Origin of the sequence: Taibaiella soli (assembly GCF_003236175.1) — a bacterium.
GTDB lineage: Bacteria > Bacteroidota > Bacteroidia > Chitinophagales > Chitinophagaceae > QKTW01.
This window is the reverse complement of record NZ_QKTW01000009.1, coordinates 1-22,481: the sequence shown is the minus strand read 5'-3', so window position 1 is coordinate 22,481 and position 22,481 is coordinate 1. Positions and strand designations below refer to the sequence as shown.

Below are 22,481 nucleotides of genomic sequence, written 5' to 3'. Positions count from 1 at the left end.
AATTACGGCCTATCACCTGTGGCATACAATAGAAGAGGCGACCATCAGTCGCCTCTTCTATTGTATGATTTGAAATTGTTTCAGGTTTCACAGTTTGCGTTTCACAATTGACAACTCACTATTCACTACCGACTACTTAGCCTTCTTCTTATAAAAAAGTGTGTTGCTATTTTCTTTCCGGAAAATATCCCGTGCTGTTTGTTGCAACGTTTCAGCCGTTACGGCCTGATATCTTTCCCATTCGTGATTAATGCGGTCTGCATCGCCCAGTAATTCGTAAAAAGCAATGTTATTCGCTCTGGAAAGGAGACTCATGTCTTCAAATTCAATCATGGCCTCAATTTTGTTTTTCGCTTTATCCAGTTCGCCGGCAGTAACACCTTCTGCTTTCAATAACTCCAATTCTGCTTCAATGGCGGCGTCTGCTTCTTCCAGCGTTTTACCTTCCACAATTTTACCTTCTATCACCAGCAATCCCGGATCGAGGCTGCCCGTATGATAGCAATTCAGATTGCTGAACAGTTGCTTTTCTTTTACCAGTCGCTGATACAAACGGGATGCAAAACCATTGCCGAGAATTTCGGTAATAAGATCTGAAGCATAGTATGGCTCAGAAAGGCGGCCACTCATATGCCATGCTTTGTACAGGCCATCCAGCGGTACATCTGCCTCTACAGTCATCGTACGCGCCTCAGTTTGTGCCGGTTCTACAGGCAATTCGCGCTTATAAGGCGTTCCCGAAGGGATTTCCCCAAACCATTTTTCAGTCAGCGTTTTGGCCTCTTCTGTGGTAATATGACCGGCCAGACACATAATTGCATTTACAGGTCTGTAATGCTGAAAGAAGAATGCTTTTACATCTTCAAGCTGCGCCTCTTCAATCTGTTTCAGATCCTTGCCGATGGTCATCCATTGGTACGGATGCTTTTTGTAAGCAAGCGCACGCAAATGTTCCCATGCATCGCCATACGGCTTGTTGATATAATGCTCTTTAAATTCTTCTGAAACGACTTTGCGCTGCACGTCCAGACTTTTTTCACTAAAAGCCAGTGACAACATGCGGTCGCTCTCCAGCCAGAATGCAGTCTCTACATTTTTTGCCGGAAGCTGAATATAGTAGTTGGTAATATCATTCGTTGTATACGCATTGTTTTCGCCACCCGCCATCTGCAATGGCTCATCATATTCAGGAATATTTACAGAACCACCAAACATGAGGTGCTCGAACAAATGTGCAAAGCCGGTACGGTGAGGATCTTCATCGCGTGCGCCCACATCATAAAGTATATTCATCGCCACCATCGGTGAAGTATGATCTTCATGCACCAAAACACGGAGCCCGTTGGCCAGCGTAAATCGATCAAATTGTAGCATAGTATCTTTCGTTACGAAAGCTAAATGTACGCAAGAACCGCATCAATTAAGCTTCGGAAGTCGTTAAATGATTTATTTTGCCCGCTACCAATGCCGCAAACGGATTTTCTTTGCCCAAAACAGTGTCTGCAATTACCTGGGCCGCCAGCAAAGCTGTGGTAAAGCCAGAACTTCCTGCACTCGCATGCAGATAACGGATGTCATTATTATGGATTCCAAACGTGCCGATCAGAGGATCGCCGTTATAATAATACTTATTGATCCAATGAAAATCGAGGGACGCAATGTTAAAGCTAGCACGTATAACCTGTTCCAGCTTTTCGAAAGCACTTACTGCATCTGTTTCCTGTGGCACATCCAGTAATGAAGCCAGCACATATTCCTTGCCATCTTTCACTGCCAGTTGGAATGAATAAAATTCATTATCGCCGCATTGTGCAACTCCATAGGGATAAATACCTGAAGCCAGCGTAAATGCGAGATGATAGCTGTTCCTGTTTGTTTGTTCTGTATCCAATACAACAGAATCTTCGGCAGGAATGTCCTTGTAGTTTACCACATTGCAATCCACAATCGTGCCACCCGCTTCCATAAAGGCTTTTGCAAGCCCGCTGCAAAAAGCAGATGGATTCAATCTCGCCTGATATTCGAAACGGCAGGCTTTGGCAAACGATATAGGTACCGGAATACTTTTCACCATAGTGGTTACAAGTCCGGCTTCTTCTGCCGCAAATTTCTCGGTCTGAATATCGTTATCGGCCTGCGCTGAAAATAAATAGCCAGGTTCGTATACAAGATCGCATTCCATCTCTGACGAAATGATCCATTCTTCTGCCAGATCGATTGCTGCACGCATTCCATCGGCAATCAGTGCTGCGTTTGTTTTGTTTTGGTAGCCGTTGGGTAATATCGTTGTTAAATAAGCTGTAGCTGGCAATTGTGTTTCACGGTCGGTAACCAATACACAATTTTTCCCCTGCTGTTGCAAGCTGAGCGCCGTTGCTAAAGCAATAACACCATTACCCGAAATTTTTACCTCATAACCTGATTCATTTGCCGAAGGCGCAAAATCATTGATACAAGGCTGCCATACGCTGCTTTGTGAACCGTCTCTTCTCATTTTTTAGAACTATGTCTGATAAATCAATCGTTAAAACAAAAATTGTGCTTCGGTAGAGGGGAACAGCAGATAAACCTTAATCAGCTCAAGGTTTTCATTACAGTGGTGGCAAATATAGAGTAACTGCAATGACAGCGTGCAGGAATCTGCCATTATTTTTTTGCAAGATTTATTGAAATTTTTCAGTCGACAGAGGACAGTCGACAATTGACAGTTTGCACACACCCTGACTCCGCAACTAATTTCACGCAAAACCCTAGCGTTTTTTATCAAAATAAAAAGAGGTTGCCGCAAGACAACCTCTTTTCTATATTCGTAAAAATCAAACAGCGTTCCGCCTTAAACGTTAAGCGTAAGCCTTGAATTCTTATTTCATAAACGCTCTAACAACATCCAAGCCGTTGGCGTATACCATCAGAATCAGCAGCAACACCAAACCTACTGTAGTAGCGCGTTCCATTACTTTATCGCTTACTTTCTTACGTGTGATCAATTCAAATAGCAGGAAGATCACGTAACCACCGTCCAGACCCGGAATCGGCAATAAGTTCATAAACGCCAGGATAATGGAAATAAACGCCGTAAGTCCTAAGAATTCCTGCCAGTCAAACTCAGAAGGGAATACTTTACCGAAGCTTGCGATACCACCAAGGCTTTCATTCACTTTCACCTCTTTTGAAGTAAACAGCAATTTGAACTGCTGCCAATAGAAATCAAACTGTTCGCCGGTAAATACAAAGCCTCTGCCCAGTGCCTGGAAAGTGTTATAGTCTTTATGTATCACTTCCATGTATCGCGCAGGATTCGGCATTGGAATACCCAGTGAACTATCTTTAGGAACTACGGTATTAAAGCTCATCGGCTGGCCGCCTCTGATGACCGTTACTGTCATTGGCTGACCATAATTGGCTTTTTTCTCCTGATCAAATTCATCGAAGAACATTACCGGTTTATTATTCACCGCAATAATGCTATCATTTTGACGCAGTCCCATTTGATAAGCGCGGGAATCAGTAGTCAGCGTATCCACATGCGCAGGAACACGCACACCAATAAACGAACCACGTTCTGATTTCAGCATCTTGCGGATGGTACCGGTTGGCACAGGCACATCTACTTGTTTGCCGTCACGCATCACCTGAATTGTTTTTCCGGAATGGAAAATGATATCCAGTGAAATTCTTTTAAAACGTTCTATTTCCACGTTGTCGACGCTAACGATCTTATCACCGTTGTGCAAACCAATACTCTGTCCCAGAGAATCTGCTACGATACCGTATTTCACATTTTTAGTCGGAAGATATGTTTCACCCCAAACGTTGAAAATAAGCGCGTAGATCACCATTGCGGTAAGCACGTTCATAATAATACCGCCAAGCATAATGAAAAGACGCTGCCAGGCTGGTTTTGAACGATATTCCCAAGGCTCCGGTGGTTTGTTCATAGATTCCGTATCCATGCTTTCATCTACCATGCCGGCAATTTTTACATAGCCGCCAAGCGGAAACCAGCCAATACCGTACTCTGTACCACCCGCTTTCTTTTTGAACAAAGAAAAGTTGAGCAGACCCGAGAATGGAAAAAGGAAGTCAAAGAACAGGTAGAATTTCTCAACGCGGGTTTTAAACAGTTTTGCGAAGAAAAAATGTCCGAATTCATGAAGTAAAATCAGAAGGGATAAAGCGGCAAACAACTGCAGGCCTTTTACCTGCCACGTTGCCATTAATAATACGGTGTTTAATTGCATGTCTTAAGGATCGGAAAATATTTTAGTATGTAGACAACTGGCTTTTCTTTACCAGCTCCTGAACCCGGATACGGGCTTCTTTATCGCTGTTTTCATAATCTTCGAGCGTCGGGTGTTCAATAAAGTTCACCTGCTCCAACGTCTGCTCGATCATTTCACTCATTTCCATAAAGCCTACTTTGTTTTGCAGGAACGCATGCACCACAACTTCATTGGCAGCATTCAACACGCAAGGTGCGTTACCACCTTTAAACATAGCATCTTTTGCAAGTGCGAGATTACGGAATGTTTTATAGTCAGGCGCTTCGAAATTCAGTTTTGGAAAATCTTTAAAATCGAAACGTTTAAAATCATTGTGAATACGATGCGGAAACGCCAGCGCGTACTGGATCGGCAGTTTCATATCCGGCAGACCCAGCTGTGCTTTGAGCGAACCATCGTTAAACTGAACGAGCGAATGCACAATCGACTGCGGATGGATTGTAACTTCGATCTGCTCATTTTGCAGACCAAACAGCCATTTAGCTTCAATCATCTCCAGGCCCTTATTCATGAGCGTTGCGCTGTCGATGGTAATTTTAGCGCCCATCGTCCAGTTTGGATGCTGCAAAGCATGCGACGCTTTTACATTCACCAGGAAGTTTGGTTTTTTACCCAAAAACGGACCACCAGATGCTGTGAGTATGACTTTCTCGATTGTCCGGGAACTTTCACCTACCAGGCATTGAAAAATGGCAGAATGCTCGCTATCCACCGGCACAATCAATGAACCTTTTTCTGCGGCACGTTTCATAACGAGCTCGCCCGCAACAACCAATGTTTCTTTATTGGCCAATGCTACGTATTTGCCAGCGTCTACGGCTGCAAGAATTGAATGTAAACCTGCAAAACCGACAATAGCGCCAAGTACCACGTCAACAGTATCCCACTGTACAACTTCGTTCAGTGATTTGAGTCCGGCAAAAACCTTCACCGGGTATGCATGTAAAGCTGCTTTTACAGCTTCGTATTTTGATTCGTCAGTAACGACAACGGCATTCGGTTTAAACTTTATCGCCTGCTCTACCAGCAATGTATCGTTGCTATGGGCAGAAAGCACTTCCACTTCAAATAAATCCGGATGCGCAGCTACTACCTCCAGTGCCTGAGTTCCGATAGAACCCGTAGATCCCAATATGGCCAAACGCTTCATGAAAAATATTTAATGGTAATCCTACCGCAAACCATTCCGCGGCGCTCAAAGATATTAAAATAAGCCCACCATTGACGCAATGCGTCTTTGCCGGATCACTTATATTCGTTTCAGAAAGTTGATTTTGTAAAAAACTTAACAAACCGGCAATGCAAAATACTACGCTTAGTTTTCTTAAAAATCTGGCTGCCAACAATAACAAGCCGTGGTTTGACGAAAACCGCACCAAATATGAAGCGGCGAAAGCTGATCATGAAACACTTATCGATAGTCTTCTGAAACAGATGACTTCACTGGAACCGATGCTGGAAGGTCAGAAAGCCAAAGACTCTATTTTCTGGATATTCCGGGATGTGCGTTTTTCCAAAGATAAAACACCGTACAAAGCCCATTTTGGCGCATTTTTCAGTCGCGGCGGGCGCAAATATCCGGGTGCAGGTTATTATCTGCATATTGAGCCAGGCGGCAAAAGCTTTATTGGAGGTGGATTGTGGATGCCTGAAAATAGCCTGCTGAAAGCGGTAAGGCAGGAGATTGACTACAATTTTGAGGAATTTACTGGAATCGTAGCAAGTAAGCAGTTTAAAAAAATCTTCAGGGAGGTGACTGGCGAACAACTGAAAACCTTACCACAAGGCTACTCGGCCGATAATCCTGCAATCAACTACCTGAAGATGAAAAGTTTTACGGTGAGCCATCCACTTGCGGATGCTGATGTTACCGGAAAAGACTTTGATAAGAAAAGTGTAAATGTTTTTGCTGTATTAAAACCGTTTATTGATTTTTTAAATAGATCTCTCGATTAGTTAGTTCCGGAACACGACAAATTCAAAGGGCCGGTCATTTTGGGCGGCTTTTTTCTTGCCTGCTTTTTTAGGACGCTCAGTGGTAGTGTTGTGATACACATCCATGAGTTCTGCGGCGTTCTGCACGTTTACATCGTTATCCACCTTGCTGATTAAAGACATCAGCCCATCGACCTGTTGGTCGAAATCATCTTGCCAGTTTTGAGCAACTTTTGTGGTGACTAGCAATTCGCGTGAATGGTGCTTCATGGTAGATTATTTTACGTTAAACCAAAAAAAGTTTCTTTTTGAAAAGTTAAGTTAAATTTTCCCCAGAAGCAATAGCAAATAATTCTATATCAAAAGTATCAAAAACAATTTTTTAAAACTTAATATTTAAATAAAACTTTTCCACTAATAAAAGTTAGTCAGGTATGGGTAACGTTCTTCGTAAAGACTCTTAACTTTTTTTAGAATTGTCTCTCTGAGCGCTTCGATATTGCGTCTTTCTGTCGCTGAAACGAATACGCAGGTACCATTTGTCTCTGTTTCCCAGCGTTTTTGCAGCTGATTCAGCAAATCCTGCTTCACTTCTTCATCCAGCCAAGGATCGAAAACACGCTCCTCATAGAGGTCCATTTTATTGAAAATAGTGAGCACTGGCTTGTCAAACGCCTTAATTTCCTGTAACGTCTTATTAACGACCCCCATCTGATCTTCGTAAGCCGGATGCGAGATATCTACCACGTGCAAGAGGCAATCGGCCTCACGAACCTCATCCAGCGTACTTTTAAAGCTTTCTACCAGATGGTGCGGCAGTTTGCGGATAAATCCTACCGTATCGCTGAGCAGGAAGGGCGTTTGCTCATATACAATCTTACGCGTCGTGGTATCCAGCGTCGCAAAAAGTTTGTTTTCTGCGAATACTTCCGATTTGCTCAGAAGATTCATCAGCGTGCTTTTGCCCACGTTGGTATAGCCCACCAGCGCCACGCGCACATAAGTGCCACGCTCTTTACGCTGGGTAAAGGATTGTTTGTCGATTTCTGCCAAACGCTTGCGCAGAAGGGCAATTTTATCTTTTACGATACGACGGTCCGTCTCAATTTCGGTTTCACCCGGACCGCGCGAACCGATACCACCACCCTGACGCTCCAGGTGCTGCCACATCCCTTTCAGACGCGGCAACAGGTACTGATATTGCGCCAGCTCCACCTGAACCTTTGCCTGTGCCGTTTTAGCGCGGCGGGCGAAGATGTCAAGGATAAGATCGCTTCGATCAATGGTTTTGGTGTTGATCGCTTTTTCGATATTAATAATCTGCGAACCGGTCAGCTCATCATCAAAAATGACCAGGTTAATGCCTTTGGCTTTGACGTATTCGCGTATTTCTTCCAGCTTCCCTTTACCCACAAAAGTGCGGCTGTCGGGACGTGGCAATTTCTGAATAAAGCTTTTTTCGGCTGTCGCACCGGCTGTTTCTGCAAGAAATGCCAGTTCGTCCAAATATTCTTTCAGCTGTGTTTCCGTCTGGGTTTTATGAACCAGACCGACCAATACTGCACGTTCTTCCTGCTGAATGTTGTTTTTTTCTATCAAGGTTGTTCTTCCGTTTAGTAAAAAACCACCTCTAAAAGAGATGGTTCGCGCAAAATTACATTATAAAACATAACAAATTACACCATTCGCTCCTGCTCGCGCAGCCATCGTTCTGGTATTTCGTCATTGCAGGCGGTGAGATAATCCGTATAAGCACAAGGCACAAAACGATGGTTCGGCAGTTGCATCCACCATCTGCCGGTGCGTTTGCTTTTCAGGAATGTAGTGTCATTGCTGGTAAAGCTCACATGAAATTCCACAAACTCGCCGCGATCCTCAATAGAGGCTTCTGTGCGGCGGAGCGTGACACCGTCGATAAAGTACCAGAACATCTGTGCAATCAGCTTGGCCGTCATCTGGTGCATATCGCGAAGCGGATCATAACCATAAACGCCAAATGAAGTCAGCAGACTGCTCATGCCCGCAAAACGGGTCAACACGCAGGCTTCTTCACCGGTAAAGCCATTTGGCGAGCCAAAACGATTGACTGGCGCATCACTGAAGCGAACTGCATTGATGTCGAAGCTAAACAAATGGCTGCTGCGCAATGCCGGCTCCACCACATCTATATTTTCACGTACCCGGCCAAGCCGATAAAAATCGAAACGAAGCTTATCCAGCGTCTCCAGCATGCGTGGGTGTACATTATAACTCTGAAAACCGATATGGCTGTAATGACGCACATAATTCGGCTGGGAGGTCAGCATATCCATAAGGAAGCTACGGGACGTGACCTCTTCTGATTCGTCGAGATCAATCAGCATATCTGCTATTGACGCGGTAATTTGCTGGTTGCTCAATCTAAAGGCATCGTACTGCTGCAAGGTAAGATCGTGCGAACCACCCAGCAGATACACAATTTTTCCTGCTTCCTGCAGCTCATGCAGAACCATACGCAGTGCCGCACGTGTATCATCTGCAGAAACGCCCTGACGGATATTGCCCAGATCGGCAATCTTGATCGACGGATGCCAATCGTACAAAGCATAAAACTGTTCTCTGATCACATCCGGCCCATTGCTATAAGAAGCATTCTGCTGCTCGCCGCGCCATTCGCCGCAACCGAGTATCACAATGTCTGCTTCTTCGCAATCAAAACTGTCCTGCGTAGCGCATTTTATATTCGCACCCCATTGCAGCGGTTCGTAAAAACCTTCCGGTTTATTTTCTATAAAATGTCTTTCTGCGAAAAAAGGTCTTAAGTCTTGCATATATCTCCAAAACGATAACTCATAAATGTAAGGCTCCTTTCGATTGGTTCAAACATCTGTTTTTAGAACAGCAAAAAATTTTCTGTGAACTTTTAACAGCAATTAACCTGCAAGGCTTATTAATTTTTTTATTTTTGGGCGCTAAGCAATATTCATGTCTGTAGGAAAATCAAAAACATCTTATGCTAACGCCATTATAGGCGTGTCGCTTGTATTATTCTTACTCGGCACGTTAGGATGGCTGGTTATTAACGGTCGTGGACTTACCCGTGCTTTCAAAGAAGATATTGAAGTGCAGGTAGATTTTCATGATAATACCCGCGATGAAAACGTGACGAAGATGAAATCAATCCTCGATGCACAGCCATTTGTGCGCCAATCGAAGATTGTGACGAAAGAAGAAGCGTTGAAAATGATGAATGATCTGGAAGGCGAAAATGTGGATGAACTGACCGGTGCAAACCCGTTGTTTACTTCACTTACGCTCAATCTTCACTCTGAATATGTCAATAAAGACAGCTTAGAAAAAATCAAACAATTCATCATGCAGAGTAATGTGGTGCATGATGTCACTTATCCAAAAGTGGTGGTAACGCAGATGAATGATAATTTCAGAAAGATCAGCCTGATTCTTGGCGCGATCTCGCTGCTGCTGTTTGTCGTAGTCGTAATTCTGATTGACAATACCGTTCGTCTGGCAATGTTCAGCAATCGTTTCCTGATTAAAACCATGCAAATGGTAGGCGCTACACGCTGGTTTATTTCTAAGCCGTTCGATACCCGCGCTATCATCAATGGGCTGCTCAGTGGTATTATTGCAGTGGCTGGCCTGTGGTTTGTCATCGCATTTGCGGAATCGAGACTGCCAGAATTGAAATTACTGCATGAACCGGTATTACTAGCTTTACTGATGATCGGCATGGTGCTGATGGGCATTATGATTTCGCTGGTAAGTACGCACCGTTCTGTAGTAAAATATCTGAAAGTACAGGTGGAAGACCTTTATTAAAATAAAAACACAGTAATATTGTTGTATGGCAACTCAAAAACCAAATACTAAAAAACAACCGTTGGGCAACCAGACTTTCCTGTTTGACAAAGGCAATTATATGTGGATGCTGGGCGGTCTGGCGTTGATTCTGCTGGGCTTCATCCTGATGAGCGGCGGTAAAAGTCCTGATCCGCATCAGTTCAATTATGATGAAATCTACAGCTTCCGCCGTATTACACTGGCGCCAATCATGATTCTGCTGGGCTTTGGTATCGAAGCATACGCGATCATGAAAAAACCAAAAGAGGAAAACGCACAGTAGTTGATTGACTAAGGTTTTTCCTTAATTTCATTCGGATGAATGGTCGTAAAAACTTTTTGGCAGAACTAAGGCAAAAGAACAAATTGCTTTTTTCAGCGATCATCATTTATCTGAGCATCAATTTCGCAACATCAATATGGGGGTGGCAAACCACCCCCTTTTATATTTGGGCGATGTATTCCATTCCGCTCCAGCCGCGGCAGCAGTATCATATCACTGAAGTGTACTGCGATAGCCAATTGCACATCGACCCACATACATTCAACGATTATAAACGCATGATGGCCGATTATTCGCTTCGACATTATGTGGCGCTCACAGACAGCAATTATCATCTTCAGGATTACCATTCGTTTAAAAAGCTGTTTTCACTTGCGGGCAGCGATTTTACCCGGCTTATTTATCGCATCAATCCAACGCGGGCAGAAATCAATCATTATCCGGAATGGCTGAAAGTTTATTTATCACAGCAATCGGGAAAACAGATAAACTCATTGCGGATTTATGATTTGACATTGCAATATGGTGCGGACGGCCGCCCTGTTCTTGTTTACAAAAAACAGCTGGCAGCATATGAGCATGGAAAATGATTTTAGCGGAGTCAGAGTGATCATCACCCGAACTGTGGTGCTGAGCTCACTGGTATTTTTATTATGGCGGTTGTATTCGGGCATTATGCCGCATCAATTGGCAGCACCTGCCATCTTCAAACTTGACTACGATTTTTCTTTCTGGACGTTAAAACTAGCGGGCATTCCAGATCTGATCACGGGAAACAAAACGGCAGGAATTGTCTTTTCCATTTTGCTTTTTCTGACAGGTATTTTGTCTTTCAGATTTCCAACGAAACGGATCTGTACGCTGAGTTATGCAGTTCTGTATCTCGTTTACGCCATTACTTTCAATATCTATCTCTGCCACGGCAGTAATTATCAGGCAGGTTTTGCGGTAATCTTATTTGCATTCGCCGCCGGCACTGACGATAATTTCTCGCTCTGGTGGCGTACTATGCGCTACTATGCCTGCTTTATCTATGCCACCTGCTTTATCTGGAAAATTGCACATGGCGCCATCTGGGATTGGAATCATGGGCTGGATTGTATGAAGCTGAATCTGGCAGAATACCTATATCATTATCCGCAAACATTTATGAGCGGTATTTATGTCTGGTTCATACAACATCCTGCATTAGTAAACATCGGAGATAAACTGGTGTTTATTGCGGAAGGCACGTTCTTGCTGGGTTTTTTTACGAAGAAATATGATCGTCTGCTGATCTTCAGTGCCGTATTTATTTTCCTCAGCATTTATCTTTTTGCCGACGTGTTCTTTTTGGAATTACTCATAATTGCACTGCCGTTTATCACGGCTCAATATTGGCTGAAAGCCCAACACTTAAGGCCTGCCACTTAAAACTGCTTGATAAAATAACACGAGCAGCATTGAACGTTAGTCCTTTTAGCGCCACACTCCCGGAAAACAAAAAAGTCCCGCACCGTATGTGGGGGACTCTTTTAATATTCTTAATTAGGAATTACATTTTCCAGTCGTCTACACCGCCGTCTTCAGCTTCAGATACAGAACTTGTAGACATTGTTGTTTCTTCGCCTTCTGCGTCCTGATCGTGATTGTAAGCATCGAAATCGAAATCTGGCATCAACTCAGTTTTCACGTAGTTTACAGTTTCAGTCAACGCGTTCAAAAACTTGTTGAAATCTTCTTTGTACAGAAACATTTTGTGTCTGTCGTAACCATTGTCATCAAAGCGTTTTTTGCTTTCGGTAATAGTGATGAAATAGTCATTTCCACGTGTTGAGCGAACATCAAAGAAATAAGTTCTTCTTTTACCTGCTTTTATGCGCTTGCTGAACAAGCTTTCATTATTGCGGTTGTCGCCAAAATTTTTGTTGTCGTACGCCACAGTTCTGTTGTTTAATGTGAACAATTTGAGGTGGCAAAATTAATTAAGAAAGCGAAGTATCCAAATTAATTTAGCATAAAGTGTCTTCATTTCTGAAAGAATTTTATTATACTAAAAGCCCTTGTTTTTATGTCTTTTTTTGGCATTTTCAGCCCTGCCAACCTCAATCCGGGCAATGGTTACAGGCCGATTTGGCCACATTACGAATAACATTACCCCAAATATTTGCCAACCATTTTTTGTTAGTCAGTCGTCTATAAAGGGTACAAAGCAACATCTATGAACTTGAAACCCTTACTATTTCTTGCAGGACTTGTCATGCTCACGTGTCAAGGTTTTGCACAGGCTGTAACCCAGGATTGCATCGGCGCCATACCTATATGCCAGCCGATATATGTTCAGAATGTGGCATCGCCCGGCTCTGGAAACGTACAGGATATTACTGCAACCAACCAGGATTGCCTTTTGGGCAATGAACACTTAACTACCTGGTACATTATCAACATTGTACAGTCGGGCACGCTGGTTTTTACGCTCACACCAGCATCGCAGACCGACTACGATTTTGCGGTCTGGAATGTAACGCCAAACGGTTGCGGCCAAAGCGTTTGCGATATCGTTCACAATAATCTGCCGGTGCGCTGTAATTACGCCGGTACGGGCAGCGGTATCCTTACCGGACTTTCTACCACGGCAACACAGCCATCGCTAGGTGCAGGCGGCCCCGGTTTTAGTTCGGCCATTAATGCGGTTGCAGGCGAAAGCTATGTGATCGTGATCGACAACTATTCTCAAAGCAATGTTGGTTATACTCTTGACTTTTCTGCATCCACGACATCCATTACAGACACGGTGCCGCCGGTATTTTCTGATGTAAGAACACGCTGCGGATATTCGGGCGACAATCTGATTGTCACAATGAAAGAACCGGTTAAATGTGGTTCCATCGCTGCTAACGGCTCCGATTTTACGGTTACTTCATCCGCCGGTGTCAATTATCCGGTATTAGAAGCGACCAGTCAAAACTGCGTTGCAGGTGGTGCATTTTCCAATGTGCTGAACCTACATATGACCTCGGCATTGCCAGCTGGCACTTATACATTGCACGCACAAACAGGCACCGACGGCAATACACTTTCCGATAACTGCGGCAATTTTCAGGCGAGTACAGATGCGATCAATTTCACATTAGCGCCGCCACCATCACCGATTCAGATCATTAAAATGGACACACCTGCGTGTAAAAAAGCAAGGATTGTATTGAATCGTCCGGTTAAATGCAGCACCGTAGCGGCAGATGGTAGCGACTTTCAGATCACCGGGCCAAGTTTTGTTCATGTATCAAGCGCAATGCCTATAGGCTGTAAAACAGTTCCATTCATCTGCGGCAGCACAATAGATCTTACAGACACCATCGATATAGAATTTGACAAGTCCATCCCTGTCGCCGGTACCTACAGCATTTCTGTAATCTGGGGCACAGACGGCAACCCAATCTCCGATACTTGTGATGCTTCTGTAGCCGGGACTTTTAACTGGACAGTCTCAGACCAGGGTTATATTGATGCGCAGGCCGCTCCGGAACTCCTCTGTTATCCAGGCTATGCCGGACTTAACAGCACTATCTCTATCGCAGGTCCGCCGCCGGCAATAAACTGTGGTGCGAATAATACGCCGTGCACAAATCCGGCCCCGCCTGTCACTGTGGGTAACAGTGCCGCTACCGGCACAACGACCAATACCCCGCTCTATGGCGCTGTGAGCGATAGCCGCACGCAAATGCTTTTTACAGCGGCGCAATTGAGGGCCGCCGGTTTAAAAAGTGGCACGATCACTCAGATAGGTCTTAATGTAACGACAAAAAACAGCACAGCCCCTTACAACAATTTCACCGTGAAACTCAAATGCACCCACACCGCAGCCCTCACAAATGACTTTGAGCCCGGTGCATCTATCGTTTATGGCCCTGCCTCATTTACCTCTGTAGCAGGCCAGAACACTGTCACTTTGGATTATAATTATGATTGGAATGATTCTATGAACCTGCTGGTAGAAATTTGCTACCATAACAACAGCGCCACGTTGAACGACGCGATACAAACAACCGCCAATGTGATGACGGGCGCTGTTTTACACAATCATCAAAGCAGCAGCAATGGCTGTAGTCTTGCTGCAAACACAAGCTCTTATCCAGTTTCTGCCGATCGTCCAAATATTACGTTTACGGAATGCGCACCGACATCAGGCGCACATACCTTCCTCTGGACACCGACATTGTTTGTTGGCGACAGCTCCGCGCAAAATACCACTGCCTATGTCCCGTCGACTACAACTTATAAACTGCAGATCATGGATTCCAATTTCTGTTATCGTCGCGACACAGCGAAGGTGACAGTTTCCGTACGCAACCCGTCATTACTGCCAAATCGCGATACTGCTATTTGTGGTGGTGACTCGGTGCAGCTGCACGCGGCTGGCGGCGTAAGCTATAACTGGTATCCCGCAACTGGGTTGAGTTGCACGAACTGTACCGATCCTGTTGCCCGTCCTACCCAAACGATTACTTACCACGCCGTAATATTTGACAAGTATGGCTGTAGCGACACACTCAACAAAAAAATCACCGTACATCCATTGCCCGTGATTACAGTGAGCGCTGATACCACTATCCTTTATGGACAGTCAGTAACGATGAATGCACTGGTAACAGGTGGCATTTATTATCTCTGGAATCCTGTAGCTGGATTGAATGATCCGAACATCGCCAACCCGACGGCAACACCACAGGTAACCACGAGCTATACATTGCTCGCCATCGACACCAATCAGTGCCGTCAGCAAGATTCTGTAAAAATAACTGTGCAGACAAATATTCCGGTAACGATACCATCTGCCTTTACACCAAACGGTGATGGTAAAAATGACCTTTTCCGCCCGGCGAATATGGGTTTTCAAAAACTGATTGAATTCCGGGTATTCAACAGATGGGGTCAGGAAGTGTTTAACACCAACGACAACAATAGCGGATGGGATGGCACTTTCCATGGAAAAGCGCAGGATGTTGGCGTGTACAATTACATTATTCGCCTGGCATGGCCTGACGGCAGACAAGATACTTACAAAGGCGATGTGACGCTGATGCGGTAGTAACGCCGAAGGCGCGCGGCCGAAAGCTTAAAGCTGCCCGTAATTATACTATAGTCCCAGTTCTTGAAATAGGAGGCTGCCTCATCTGAGGCGGCCTTTCTTTTTGCAAGTAATACTGACGAGTCTTCCGAAGAATGCTTCGTTACCAAACCGGCTTCAATACCAAAGGCATTTCATTTCTTAACGCCTCCATTTCCTTAGACCGGGAGGGACGTAAATCCATTTTTACACAATCAACTACCAAATAGATTGGTTTCATTTAACCGTGCCTTCTTTTGATAGTCAATTGGTATAAGCCTTAGGCTTTGAGCTTTACGCTTTCTTAAATAATTTTTTGCGGATATTACTGAGAAACTCTGGCGTGACGCCGAGGTAGGAAGCAATTTGATGCTGCGGCAAGCGACCTTCCAGAAAACCATATTTTTCGCGGAAGAAAAGATAACGTTCTGCCGCAGGCTTGCTGAGATTTCCGAGAATACGGTGTTGGATGTTCGCCAGTGACTTTTGCATGATCAGCCGGTTGTAGCGTTCCAGCACGGGTATTTTATCATACAACATTTCCTGATCTTCGCGGCTAACCTGCAACACATCTGTATCCTCCAGCGCATCAATAAACAACTGCGAAGGCGTCTGGTATACATAACTGTCAAGGTCACTGATCCACCAGTTTTCAACAGCAAACATCAGCACGTGTGCGAAGCCATTTTCGTCACGGTAATAAGAACGCAGACAACCATTCACCACGAAATTGGAATTACGTACAATATCGCCTTCTTTGAGCACATACTGGCGCTTACGGTAATGCACCAGCTTATAACAAGAGCTGATCAGTTCTTTATCCCCATCAGAGAGTGGCACGTGTTCAGTAATATGCCTGAACAGCATTTCATAAGCATCAGTCATTACTTCGGAAATAAAAAGGCTGTAAAAGCAGCGTACTACTTCTACAGCCCGGTATAATGTAAAATTACTACTAGTAAACGTTGAGGAATTCTCTCATTTTTTTCACCATTTCCGTACCGCTTGTTCCGATAGTAGGGTACAGATTTTTGGTATCGATATAGAGTTGTTCCTGTTGTTTTCTCTGCTTGGCAATTTCTTTACGTTCTGCATCAGAATTTGAAGCATCGTAAGCTCTTTGTTTTTCGCCGATACGGGTTTGCATCATTCCTGCCAGCTGCATGTAGGTACTTTTCGCAGTTTGTTCATCTTTGCGAGCAATGTTTGCTTCCAGTTCATTCACTTTAGAAGCGAACATCAATTTAGGATCTACCTTTTGATCCTGACTAGTGACAGCGGCTTTGTTTTGTGCCATTACCACTGTTCCTGAAGCAGCAACCAGGCAACATGCTAATAGTAAACGTTTCATTGTATTTGTTTTTTTAAAGTTAATTTTTTCTGTGATAATGATTCTGTTCTCCTATAGACAGCGTTCCGACTGTCTTTTGTTGGGTAGCCGATCTTCCCAAACCCAGTCAAATACCTAACTTCGCTGCGATGGAATCAATTAGCAAGGATAAAGATAGTAAACTGGATATAGTATTTGCCCTCTTTACGTTTTTAGTTTCAATGGCATTTATTACAGGATGCCAAAAAGCTGGAGACAACACACAAAGCGCTGCGATCCAACACATTAATCATGACCAGGCACGTGCTGACAAATCAGAAAACAGGCAATTAGCCGACTCTGCCGTGAAAATGCTGCACACCGGAGATATCGTGATGCGTACCGGAAACGATGTGACCAGCTATATGCTTTCTCAGATCAATCAAAAAGACAAAACCTATTCACACTGCGGATTAGTGATTATAGAAAACGGTTACCCTTTTGTGTATCACAGTATTGGCGGTGAAGACAACCCGGATGAACGTATGCGTCGCGATTCAGCAAATATGTTTATCGCCCCGTATCACAACCTCGGATTTGGCATTGCGCGTTTCAATTTTTCAGACAGCGCTGTAATCAATCTTCAAAAAATCGTTTCAGAATTTTATAAACGCCGTCCGTTATTCGATATGGATTTTGATCTGAAAACGGAGGATAAACTCTATTGTGCAGAATTTATCTACAAAGCAATTACCCGCGCCACGGCTGATCCTGACTATATCAAAACAACGTCGGTAGTGGGTTATCACTTCGTCGGCATCGATGATCTGTTTCTGTCTGAACACGCAAAAACCATTTGGCAAGTAAGATATAAATGATATTTTTGCGCAACGTTGAACTAAAAAAAATCTTATGAAAAAAGTCTTCTTATCTATCGTAGCGGTTTTCGCACTCGCAGTAACTATGATCAGCTGTAGCAGCAATTCACCTAAAGCTTCTGCTGAAAAATTCCTGAATGGTCTGAACCACATGGATTATGAAACTGCAAAATCTGTTTCTACCGACGAAACAAAGAAAATGCTGGATATGATGAGTCAACTGACTGCTATGATGCCTGACTCAGCTAAAGAAAACGCTAAGAAAGTAAAGATCAATGTAGGTAAAGAAGAAGTAAACGGCGATAAAGCAACTGTTTCTTACACTACTTCAGAAGATACTACTACACGTAATCTGAATCTGGTAAAACAAAACGGCAAATGGCTGGTACAATGGAGCAAAAATGACAACGCAGGCGGCGAAGGCGAAAACAACGCAAACGCAACTCCTGAAGCGGCTCCAACAACTGACACTACAGCAACTGCCGCTCCTGCTACAGAGGCACCGGTTGCAGATACCACACACAAATAAGCTAACACAAACGAATAACAAGAAGGGCTGCCAAATGGCAGCCCTTCTTGTTTCCCCCGGTCCCTACCAAACAGGAATCCAGTCATACCTTGCGCGAGTCTTCCGAAGGGCGACTCGTGTCTATAATATTAGCAGTCTCCTGACTGCCGTCAAAAAAACAGTGCGCGTCACAAGACTGGCAAGAATTTTAAACACAAGAGCGATTCGCTAACGCTCGAACATTTGTAGATGATGATGCGTTATTATCTAAGAATTATGAATACTCCTGCCACCTTGGGTAGAAAATAAGAGCGCCACCCTGAGCGCAATCGAAGGACCCATATATGCAATGCTTCGACAACGCTAAAGAATCAGGCATCAGGAAATCAGATGTCAGCGATATCGCTAAATATTTCCGAAGAAAAGATAAGCCAGAATAATTGCCGTGATGATGCCCACCAGATCTGCAAGCAACATAGCGGCAGCGGCATAGCGGGTATTTCTTACCGAAACAGCGCCGAAATAAACAGCCAGTACATAAAAAGTAGTATCTGACGAACCTTGCAAAATGCAGGCCAGTCTACCAGCAAAAGAATCGGGCCCAAAGTTCTTCATTGTATCTACCATCATACCGCGGGCTGCACTGCCGCTTAATGGTTTTATCAGCGCCGTTGGTAATCCGTCTACAAAACGGGTATCTGTATGCAAGGCAATGAAAATAGATTTCATTCCATTGATCACGGCATCAAAAGTGCCGCTGGTGCGCAGCATACTGATAGCAACAAGAATACCCACCAGATAAGGAATAATGCGCACTGAAGTCTCAAAACCACCTTTAGCCCCTTCTACAAATGCATCGAAAATGTTGATCTTTTTATAAAGTCCGCCCAAAACAATGACCAGAAAAATAAAAAGGATCAGACCATTACTCAGCAATGAAGAAAACGATTGCATCCCCGCCACATTCAGCTTAGTAAGATAAACGACCATTGCAGCAATCACAGCCGACAAGCCGCCGATCCAGGCCAAAACCACTGGCTGAAACAAGTTAATCCTTTGCTTGAACGCAACAATAGACATAGCCGCAAGGGTGGCTACAAATGTTGCAATCATACAAGGCACAAAAATATCAGTGGGATTAGCCGCGTGCAATGCGGAGCGCATCGCAATAATGCTTACCGGAATCAATGTAAGTCCGGATGCATGCAGACATAAAAACATGATCTGCGAATTGGACGCGGTGTCTTTGTTGGGATTCAATTCCTGCAGGGATTCCATTGCTTTCAAGCCAAACGGCGTAGCTGCATTATCGAGACCGAGCAAATTCGCAGAAAAGTTCATCACCATATGCCCCATTGCCGGATGCCCTTTCGGTAATTCAGGGAATAGCTTAGAGAAAAACGGCCCCACAATTTTAGACAACAGCCGAATGCCACCTGCTTTTTCAGCAATGCTCATAAAACCCATAAACAAAGCCATAATACCAATCAAGCCAAGACTGATATTGACTCCGCTTTTGCAGGTTTCAATAACCCCATCTGCATTTTTATGAAGTTTGCTTTGTACCGACTGGAAAGTATAATACTGCCATTCGGGATGAATGGCTTTTAGTTTAACGACAGTATCCGTATTGAGATTAGCGGTCAGAATCAGCTTTGCAGGATGTGCACTATCTGCCGGCATAAAAGCATAACTCTGCAGATTATGAACAAACGCTTCCGGCGAAGCTGCTACAGCCCTATCCGGCGCGCCGATCATTTGATAGTAAACGGTATCGTAAGCATCGTCTGCTTTACCGGTTACCATGCGGCTATAGATATTTTTGTCGCCGGAGAAAACGCATTTAAAGCTCGCCACTGCAATTGCAATGATGATAAATGCTGCCCATATTCTGCTTAACGCCATGTGACAAATATAACGCTGGGCAGGTTAATTAGTTAAAACGTTAAATCAGTCGCTGCGTATTCACAAATGAACTGGCTTAACCATTTAATTAAAGGCTTCGACTCCGCTCAGCCTGACAGCGCTCAGCAGGTTAATTAGTTAAAACGACAAAAGGTTAAATCAGTCGTTGCGTATTCACGAATGGACTGACTTAACCATTTAATTAAAGGCTTCGACTCCGCTCAGCCTGACAAACCTGAGCCTGGCGTAAATGCGAGTAGTTTTGAATTTTGACTTTTGAATTAATCAAGTTGTCTGCTTCGAGATCCATTTCGGCAGCTCCGGTGCTTCGTAGGCTTTCATCTCAGTAATGAGCTCATCAATATTATCACAGTTGAGGAGCATATCGCGATGATTGGCTTTGAGAAAGCCACTATTGACCATTCGGTCAGCCAGCTCAAAAAGATCAGTATAAAAACCTCGGGTATTAAGTACACCAATTGGTTTGCCGTGCAAACCTAATTGTGCCCAGGTAAGCATTTCAAACAGTTCTTCCATCGTACCGAAACCACCGGGCAACGTGATTATCGCGTCACTCAGCTCATGCATTTTCAGTTTACGCTCATGCATAGTGTCCACAACAATCAAATCGGTAAGACCTTCGTGTGCGACTTCTTTTGTTTGCAGAAATTCCGGAATCACACCAATCACTTCACCGCCATGATCCAATGCGCCATCGGCCACCGCACCCATCAAACCTATTCTGGCGCCGCCATAAATAACGCGCATTCCTCGTCCGGCAAGCACTTTGCCCAATAAATAGGCTTGTTCTTTATATTCAGGATGGTTTCCTTCGCTGGAACCACAAAAAATGGCAACACTTTTCATAATGATCAGATTTTCGAAACAAGATTAGTCAAAAAAGAAATTACCGCAACCGGCATCGCTGTTATTATTTTATTTCCAGCGGCCAATTGCGGTAATGTGTATGTTGCGATAAGCGTTTGCTTACAATACTTCTATCTGATTGCGGAGCAGATCCTTAAATTCATCGCGCTCACGGATCAGGAAGGCTTTACCATCTTTGATCATCACTTCGGCAGGTTTCAGACGAGAATTAAAATTGCTGCTCATCTCAAAACCATAAGCGCCTGCATTGTGGAACAACAACAGATCACCTTCACGCACTTCGTTCAACACGCGGTCCCAGGCAAACGTATCGGTTTCGCAGATATTACCAACTACGGTATAGATACGCTCTGCACCAGTAGGGTTGGAGATATTGGTAATACGGTGATAAGCGTCATAAAACATCGGACGAATCAGGTGGTTGAAACCGGAGTTTACACCTACGAAAACCGTTGCAGTCGTTTGTTTGATTACATTGGCTTTCACGAGGAATGAACCCGATTCGCTTACCAGATATTTACCTGGCTCAAACCAGATTTCCAGGCTGCGGTTATATTCTGCTTCAAATTCTTTAACTGCTTCGGTCAGTTTAGCGCCCAAAGTCACTACATCTGTTTCCGGATCACCTTCTTTGTATGGCACTTTAAAGCCACTGCCCAGATCCAGGAATTCCAGTTCTTTGAAATGGCGCGCTACTTCAAACAGTACATCCAGCGCCTGCAAGAATACATTCACATCCTTAATCTCGCTACCGGTATGCATATGCAGCCCCTGTACATGCAGATGGGTTGTTTTTACCACACGTTCAATATGGCGCATCTGGTGGATGGAAATACCAAATTTGCTATCGATATGACCGGTAGAAATTTTATAGTTACCACCTGCCTCAATATGCGGATTGATACGGATACAAACCGGATAACCGCTTCCGTAGCGATTCCCGAATTGTTCGAGGATAGAAATATTATCGATATTGATGTTTACGCCCAGATCTACCGCTTCAACGATTTCGCTGAAATCAACGCAGTTTGGCGTAAATAAAATCTGCTTCGGTTCAAAACCAGCCTTCAGCCCCAGCTTCACTTCGTTGATACTTACACAGTCCAATGACGCACCCAATTGGTGCATGTACTTCAGAACATTGATGTTGGTAAGTGCCTTACAGGCATAGAAAAACTTCGTAGGATGTCCCTTGAAAGCATCCTTCAACTTGTGATATTGCTGTGCAATTTTCTCGGCATGGTACACATATACCGGTGTACCGAACTCATTGGCTACATCAAGTAGCTGCTGATTTGTAACTGGCTCATACATAATGGCGCGAAATTATGCTTAATGAATCAATTCCTGAAATCCAGACGAACTCTTTGCCGAAAGAAAACATATATTATGTTTTCAATTTAAAAAAGGCTGCCAAGCATACGGTAATCTTTTGGTTGCCGGCGTCAAATACTCCGATTAAGCCTGAGTTGCGTCGCACTTTTCATCGACATTGTTACTATTTAGCCTTAAGGATAAATAAGGTAGACCTATCTGTTAGTGTAAGTTGACGTCCCCCCAAAAAAT

General features: G+C 44.1%; 21 protein-coding genes. 8 read left to right on the top strand and 13 right to left on the bottom strand.

Features of this window, described 5'->3' with window-relative positions:
* Nucleotides 1-132: 132 nt before the first annotated feature.
* The 4 genes from DN068_RS05420 to DN068_RS05405 all read right to left on the bottom strand — a co-directional run bounded on the left by DN068_RS05420 (nt 133) and on the right by DN068_RS05405 (nt 5,433).
* Nucleotides 133-1,374: a M16 family metallopeptidase gene (locus tag DN068_RS05420; protein WP_110997879.1), complete on the bottom strand. Its 1,242-nt coding sequence runs from the start codon at nt 1,372-1,374 to the stop codon at nt 133-135.
* Nucleotides 1,375-1,420: 46 nt separating this feature from the next.
* Entirely contained in the window at nt 1,421-2,494 is a 1,074-nt protein-coding gene (locus DN068_RS05415; RefSeq protein ID WP_110997878.1) for an NAD(P)/FAD-dependent oxidoreductase, read from the bottom strand.
* A 367-nt stretch (nt 2,495-2,861) separates the two neighbouring features.
* Nucleotides 2,862-4,217 carry an RIP metalloprotease RseP gene (gene rseP, locus DN068_RS05410; RefSeq protein WP_110998079.1) on the bottom strand — a complete coding sequence of 452 codons (1,356 nt, stop codon included), beginning with the start codon at nt 4,215-4,217 and terminating at the stop codon, nt 2,862-2,864.
* Nucleotides 4,218-4,263: 46 nt separating this feature from the next.
* On the bottom strand, nt 4,264-5,433 hold the full coding sequence (locus DN068_RS05405) for a 1-deoxy-D-xylulose-5-phosphate reductoisomerase (protein ID WP_110997877.1): 1,170 nt from the start codon (nt 5,431-5,433) through the stop codon (nt 4,264-4,266).
* A 149-nt stretch (nt 5,434-5,582) separates the two neighbouring features.
* Here DN068_RS05405 and DN068_RS05400 point away from each other — a divergent pair, with 149 nt between their 5' ends.
* Nucleotides 5,583-6,239 carry a DUF2461 domain-containing protein gene (locus DN068_RS05400; RefSeq protein ID WP_110997876.1) on the top strand — a complete coding sequence of 219 codons (657 nt, stop codon included), beginning with the start codon at nt 5,583-5,585 and terminating at the stop codon, nt 6,237-6,239.
* On the opposite strand, the gene DN068_RS05395 is transcribed toward DN068_RS05400, so the two are convergent.
* The 3 genes from DN068_RS05395 to DN068_RS05385 form a co-directional block, all read right to left on the bottom strand.
* On the bottom strand, nt 6,240-6,488 hold the full coding sequence (locus DN068_RS05395; protein ID WP_110997875.1) for a hypothetical protein: 249 nt from the start codon (nt 6,486-6,488) through the stop codon (nt 6,240-6,242).
* A 144-nt stretch (nt 6,489-6,632) separates the two neighbouring features.
* Entirely contained in the window at nt 6,633-7,817 is a 1,185-nt protein-coding gene (hflX, locus tag DN068_RS05390) for a GTPase HflX (protein WP_110997874.1), read from the bottom strand.
* 77 nt (nt 7,818-7,894) lie between these two features.
* Nucleotides 7,895-9,028, bottom strand: a complete 1,134-nt coding sequence (locus DN068_RS05385; RefSeq protein ID WP_110997873.1) for an arginase family protein — start codon at nt 9,026-9,028, stop codon at nt 7,895-7,897.
* A gap of 154 nt (nt 9,029-9,182) precedes the next feature.
* Between DN068_RS05385 and DN068_RS05380 the strand changes: the two genes are divergently transcribed.
* The 4 genes from DN068_RS05380 to DN068_RS05365 all read left to right on the top strand — a co-directional run bounded on the left by DN068_RS05380 (nt 9,183) and on the right by DN068_RS05365 (nt 11,754).
* A complete protein-coding gene (locus DN068_RS05380) occupies nt 9,183-10,037 on the top strand; it encodes a cell division protein FtsX (RefSeq protein WP_110997872.1) in 855 nt (284 codons plus the stop codon).
* A gap of 25 nt (nt 10,038-10,062) precedes the next feature.
* Nucleotides 10,063-10,341, top strand: coding sequence for a DUF3098 domain-containing protein (locus DN068_RS05375; RefSeq protein WP_110997871.1), 279 nt, complete (start codon nt 10,063-10,065; stop codon nt 10,339-10,341).
* Between the two features lie 173 nt (nt 10,342-10,514).
* Nucleotides 10,515-10,931, top strand: coding sequence for a hypothetical protein (locus tag DN068_RS05370; RefSeq protein WP_165836288.1), 417 nt, complete (start codon nt 10,515-10,517; stop codon nt 10,929-10,931).
* Entirely contained in the window at nt 10,915-11,754 is an 840-nt protein-coding gene (locus DN068_RS05365; RefSeq protein ID WP_123985238.1) for a hypothetical protein, read from the top strand. The genes DN068_RS05370 and DN068_RS05365 overlap by 17 nt, the downstream gene beginning before the upstream one ends.
* 121 nt (nt 11,755-11,875) lie before the next feature.
* Here DN068_RS05365 and DN068_RS05360 read toward each other — a convergent pair whose 3' ends face one another.
* Entirely contained in the window at nt 11,876-12,262 is a 387-nt protein-coding gene (locus DN068_RS05360; protein WP_110998078.1) for a DUF3276 family protein, read from the bottom strand.
* Between the two features lie 279 nt (nt 12,263-12,541).
* Between DN068_RS05360 and DN068_RS05355 the strand changes: the two genes are divergently transcribed.
* Nucleotides 12,542-15,409, top strand: a complete 2,868-nt coding sequence (locus tag DN068_RS05355) for a gliding motility-associated C-terminal domain-containing protein (protein WP_110997868.1) — start codon at nt 12,542-12,544, stop codon at nt 15,407-15,409.
* Nucleotides 15,410-15,721: 312 nt separating this feature from the next.
* Here the strand turns inward: DN068_RS05355 and DN068_RS05350 are convergent, their stop codons facing one another.
* Together DN068_RS05350 and DN068_RS05345 are read right to left on the bottom strand one after the other, a co-directional pair.
* Nucleotides 15,722-16,312, bottom strand: coding sequence for a Crp/Fnr family transcriptional regulator (locus tag DN068_RS05350; protein WP_110997867.1), 591 nt, complete (start codon nt 16,310-16,312; stop codon nt 15,722-15,724).
* 70 nt (nt 16,313-16,382) lie between these two features.
* Nucleotides 16,383-16,778 carry a hypothetical protein gene (locus tag DN068_RS05345; RefSeq protein WP_110997866.1) on the bottom strand — a complete coding sequence of 132 codons (396 nt, stop codon included), beginning with the start codon at nt 16,776-16,778 and terminating at the stop codon, nt 16,383-16,385.
* Nucleotides 16,779-16,906: 128 nt separating this feature from the next.
* Between DN068_RS05345 and DN068_RS05340 the strand changes: the two genes are divergently transcribed.
* Together DN068_RS05340 and DN068_RS05335 are read left to right on the top strand one after the other, a co-directional pair.
* Entirely contained in the window at nt 16,907-17,614 is a 708-nt protein-coding gene (locus tag DN068_RS05340) for a C40 family peptidase (protein WP_110997865.1), read from the top strand.
* Nucleotides 17,615-17,648: 34 nt separating this feature from the next.
* The gene (locus DN068_RS05335) at nt 17,649-18,143 is read left to right on the top strand and encodes a nuclear transport factor 2 family protein (protein WP_110997864.1); all 495 of its coding nucleotides are present in this window, start codon (nt 17,649-17,651) and stop codon (nt 18,141-18,143) included.
* Between the two features lie 384 nt (nt 18,144-18,527).
* Here DN068_RS05335 and DN068_RS05330 read toward each other — a convergent pair whose 3' ends face one another.
* From DN068_RS05330 to lysA, 3 genes are all read right to left on the bottom strand, one after another.
* Complete coding sequence (locus DN068_RS05330) at nt 18,528-20,027, bottom strand: nucleoside recognition domain-containing protein (protein WP_110997863.1); 1,500 nt, start codon at nt 20,025-20,027, stop codon at nt 18,528-18,530.
* A gap of 285 nt (nt 20,028-20,312) precedes the next feature.
* Nucleotides 20,313-20,894, bottom strand: a complete 582-nt coding sequence (locus DN068_RS05325; RefSeq protein ID WP_110997862.1) for an LOG family protein — start codon at nt 20,892-20,894, stop codon at nt 20,313-20,315.
* Nucleotides 20,895-21,014: 120 nt separating this feature from the next.
* Entirely contained in the window at nt 21,015-22,229 is a 1,215-nt protein-coding gene (gene lysA / locus DN068_RS05320) for a diaminopimelate decarboxylase (protein ID WP_110997861.1), read from the bottom strand.
* Between the last annotated feature and the right edge of the window lie 252 nt (nt 22,230-22,481).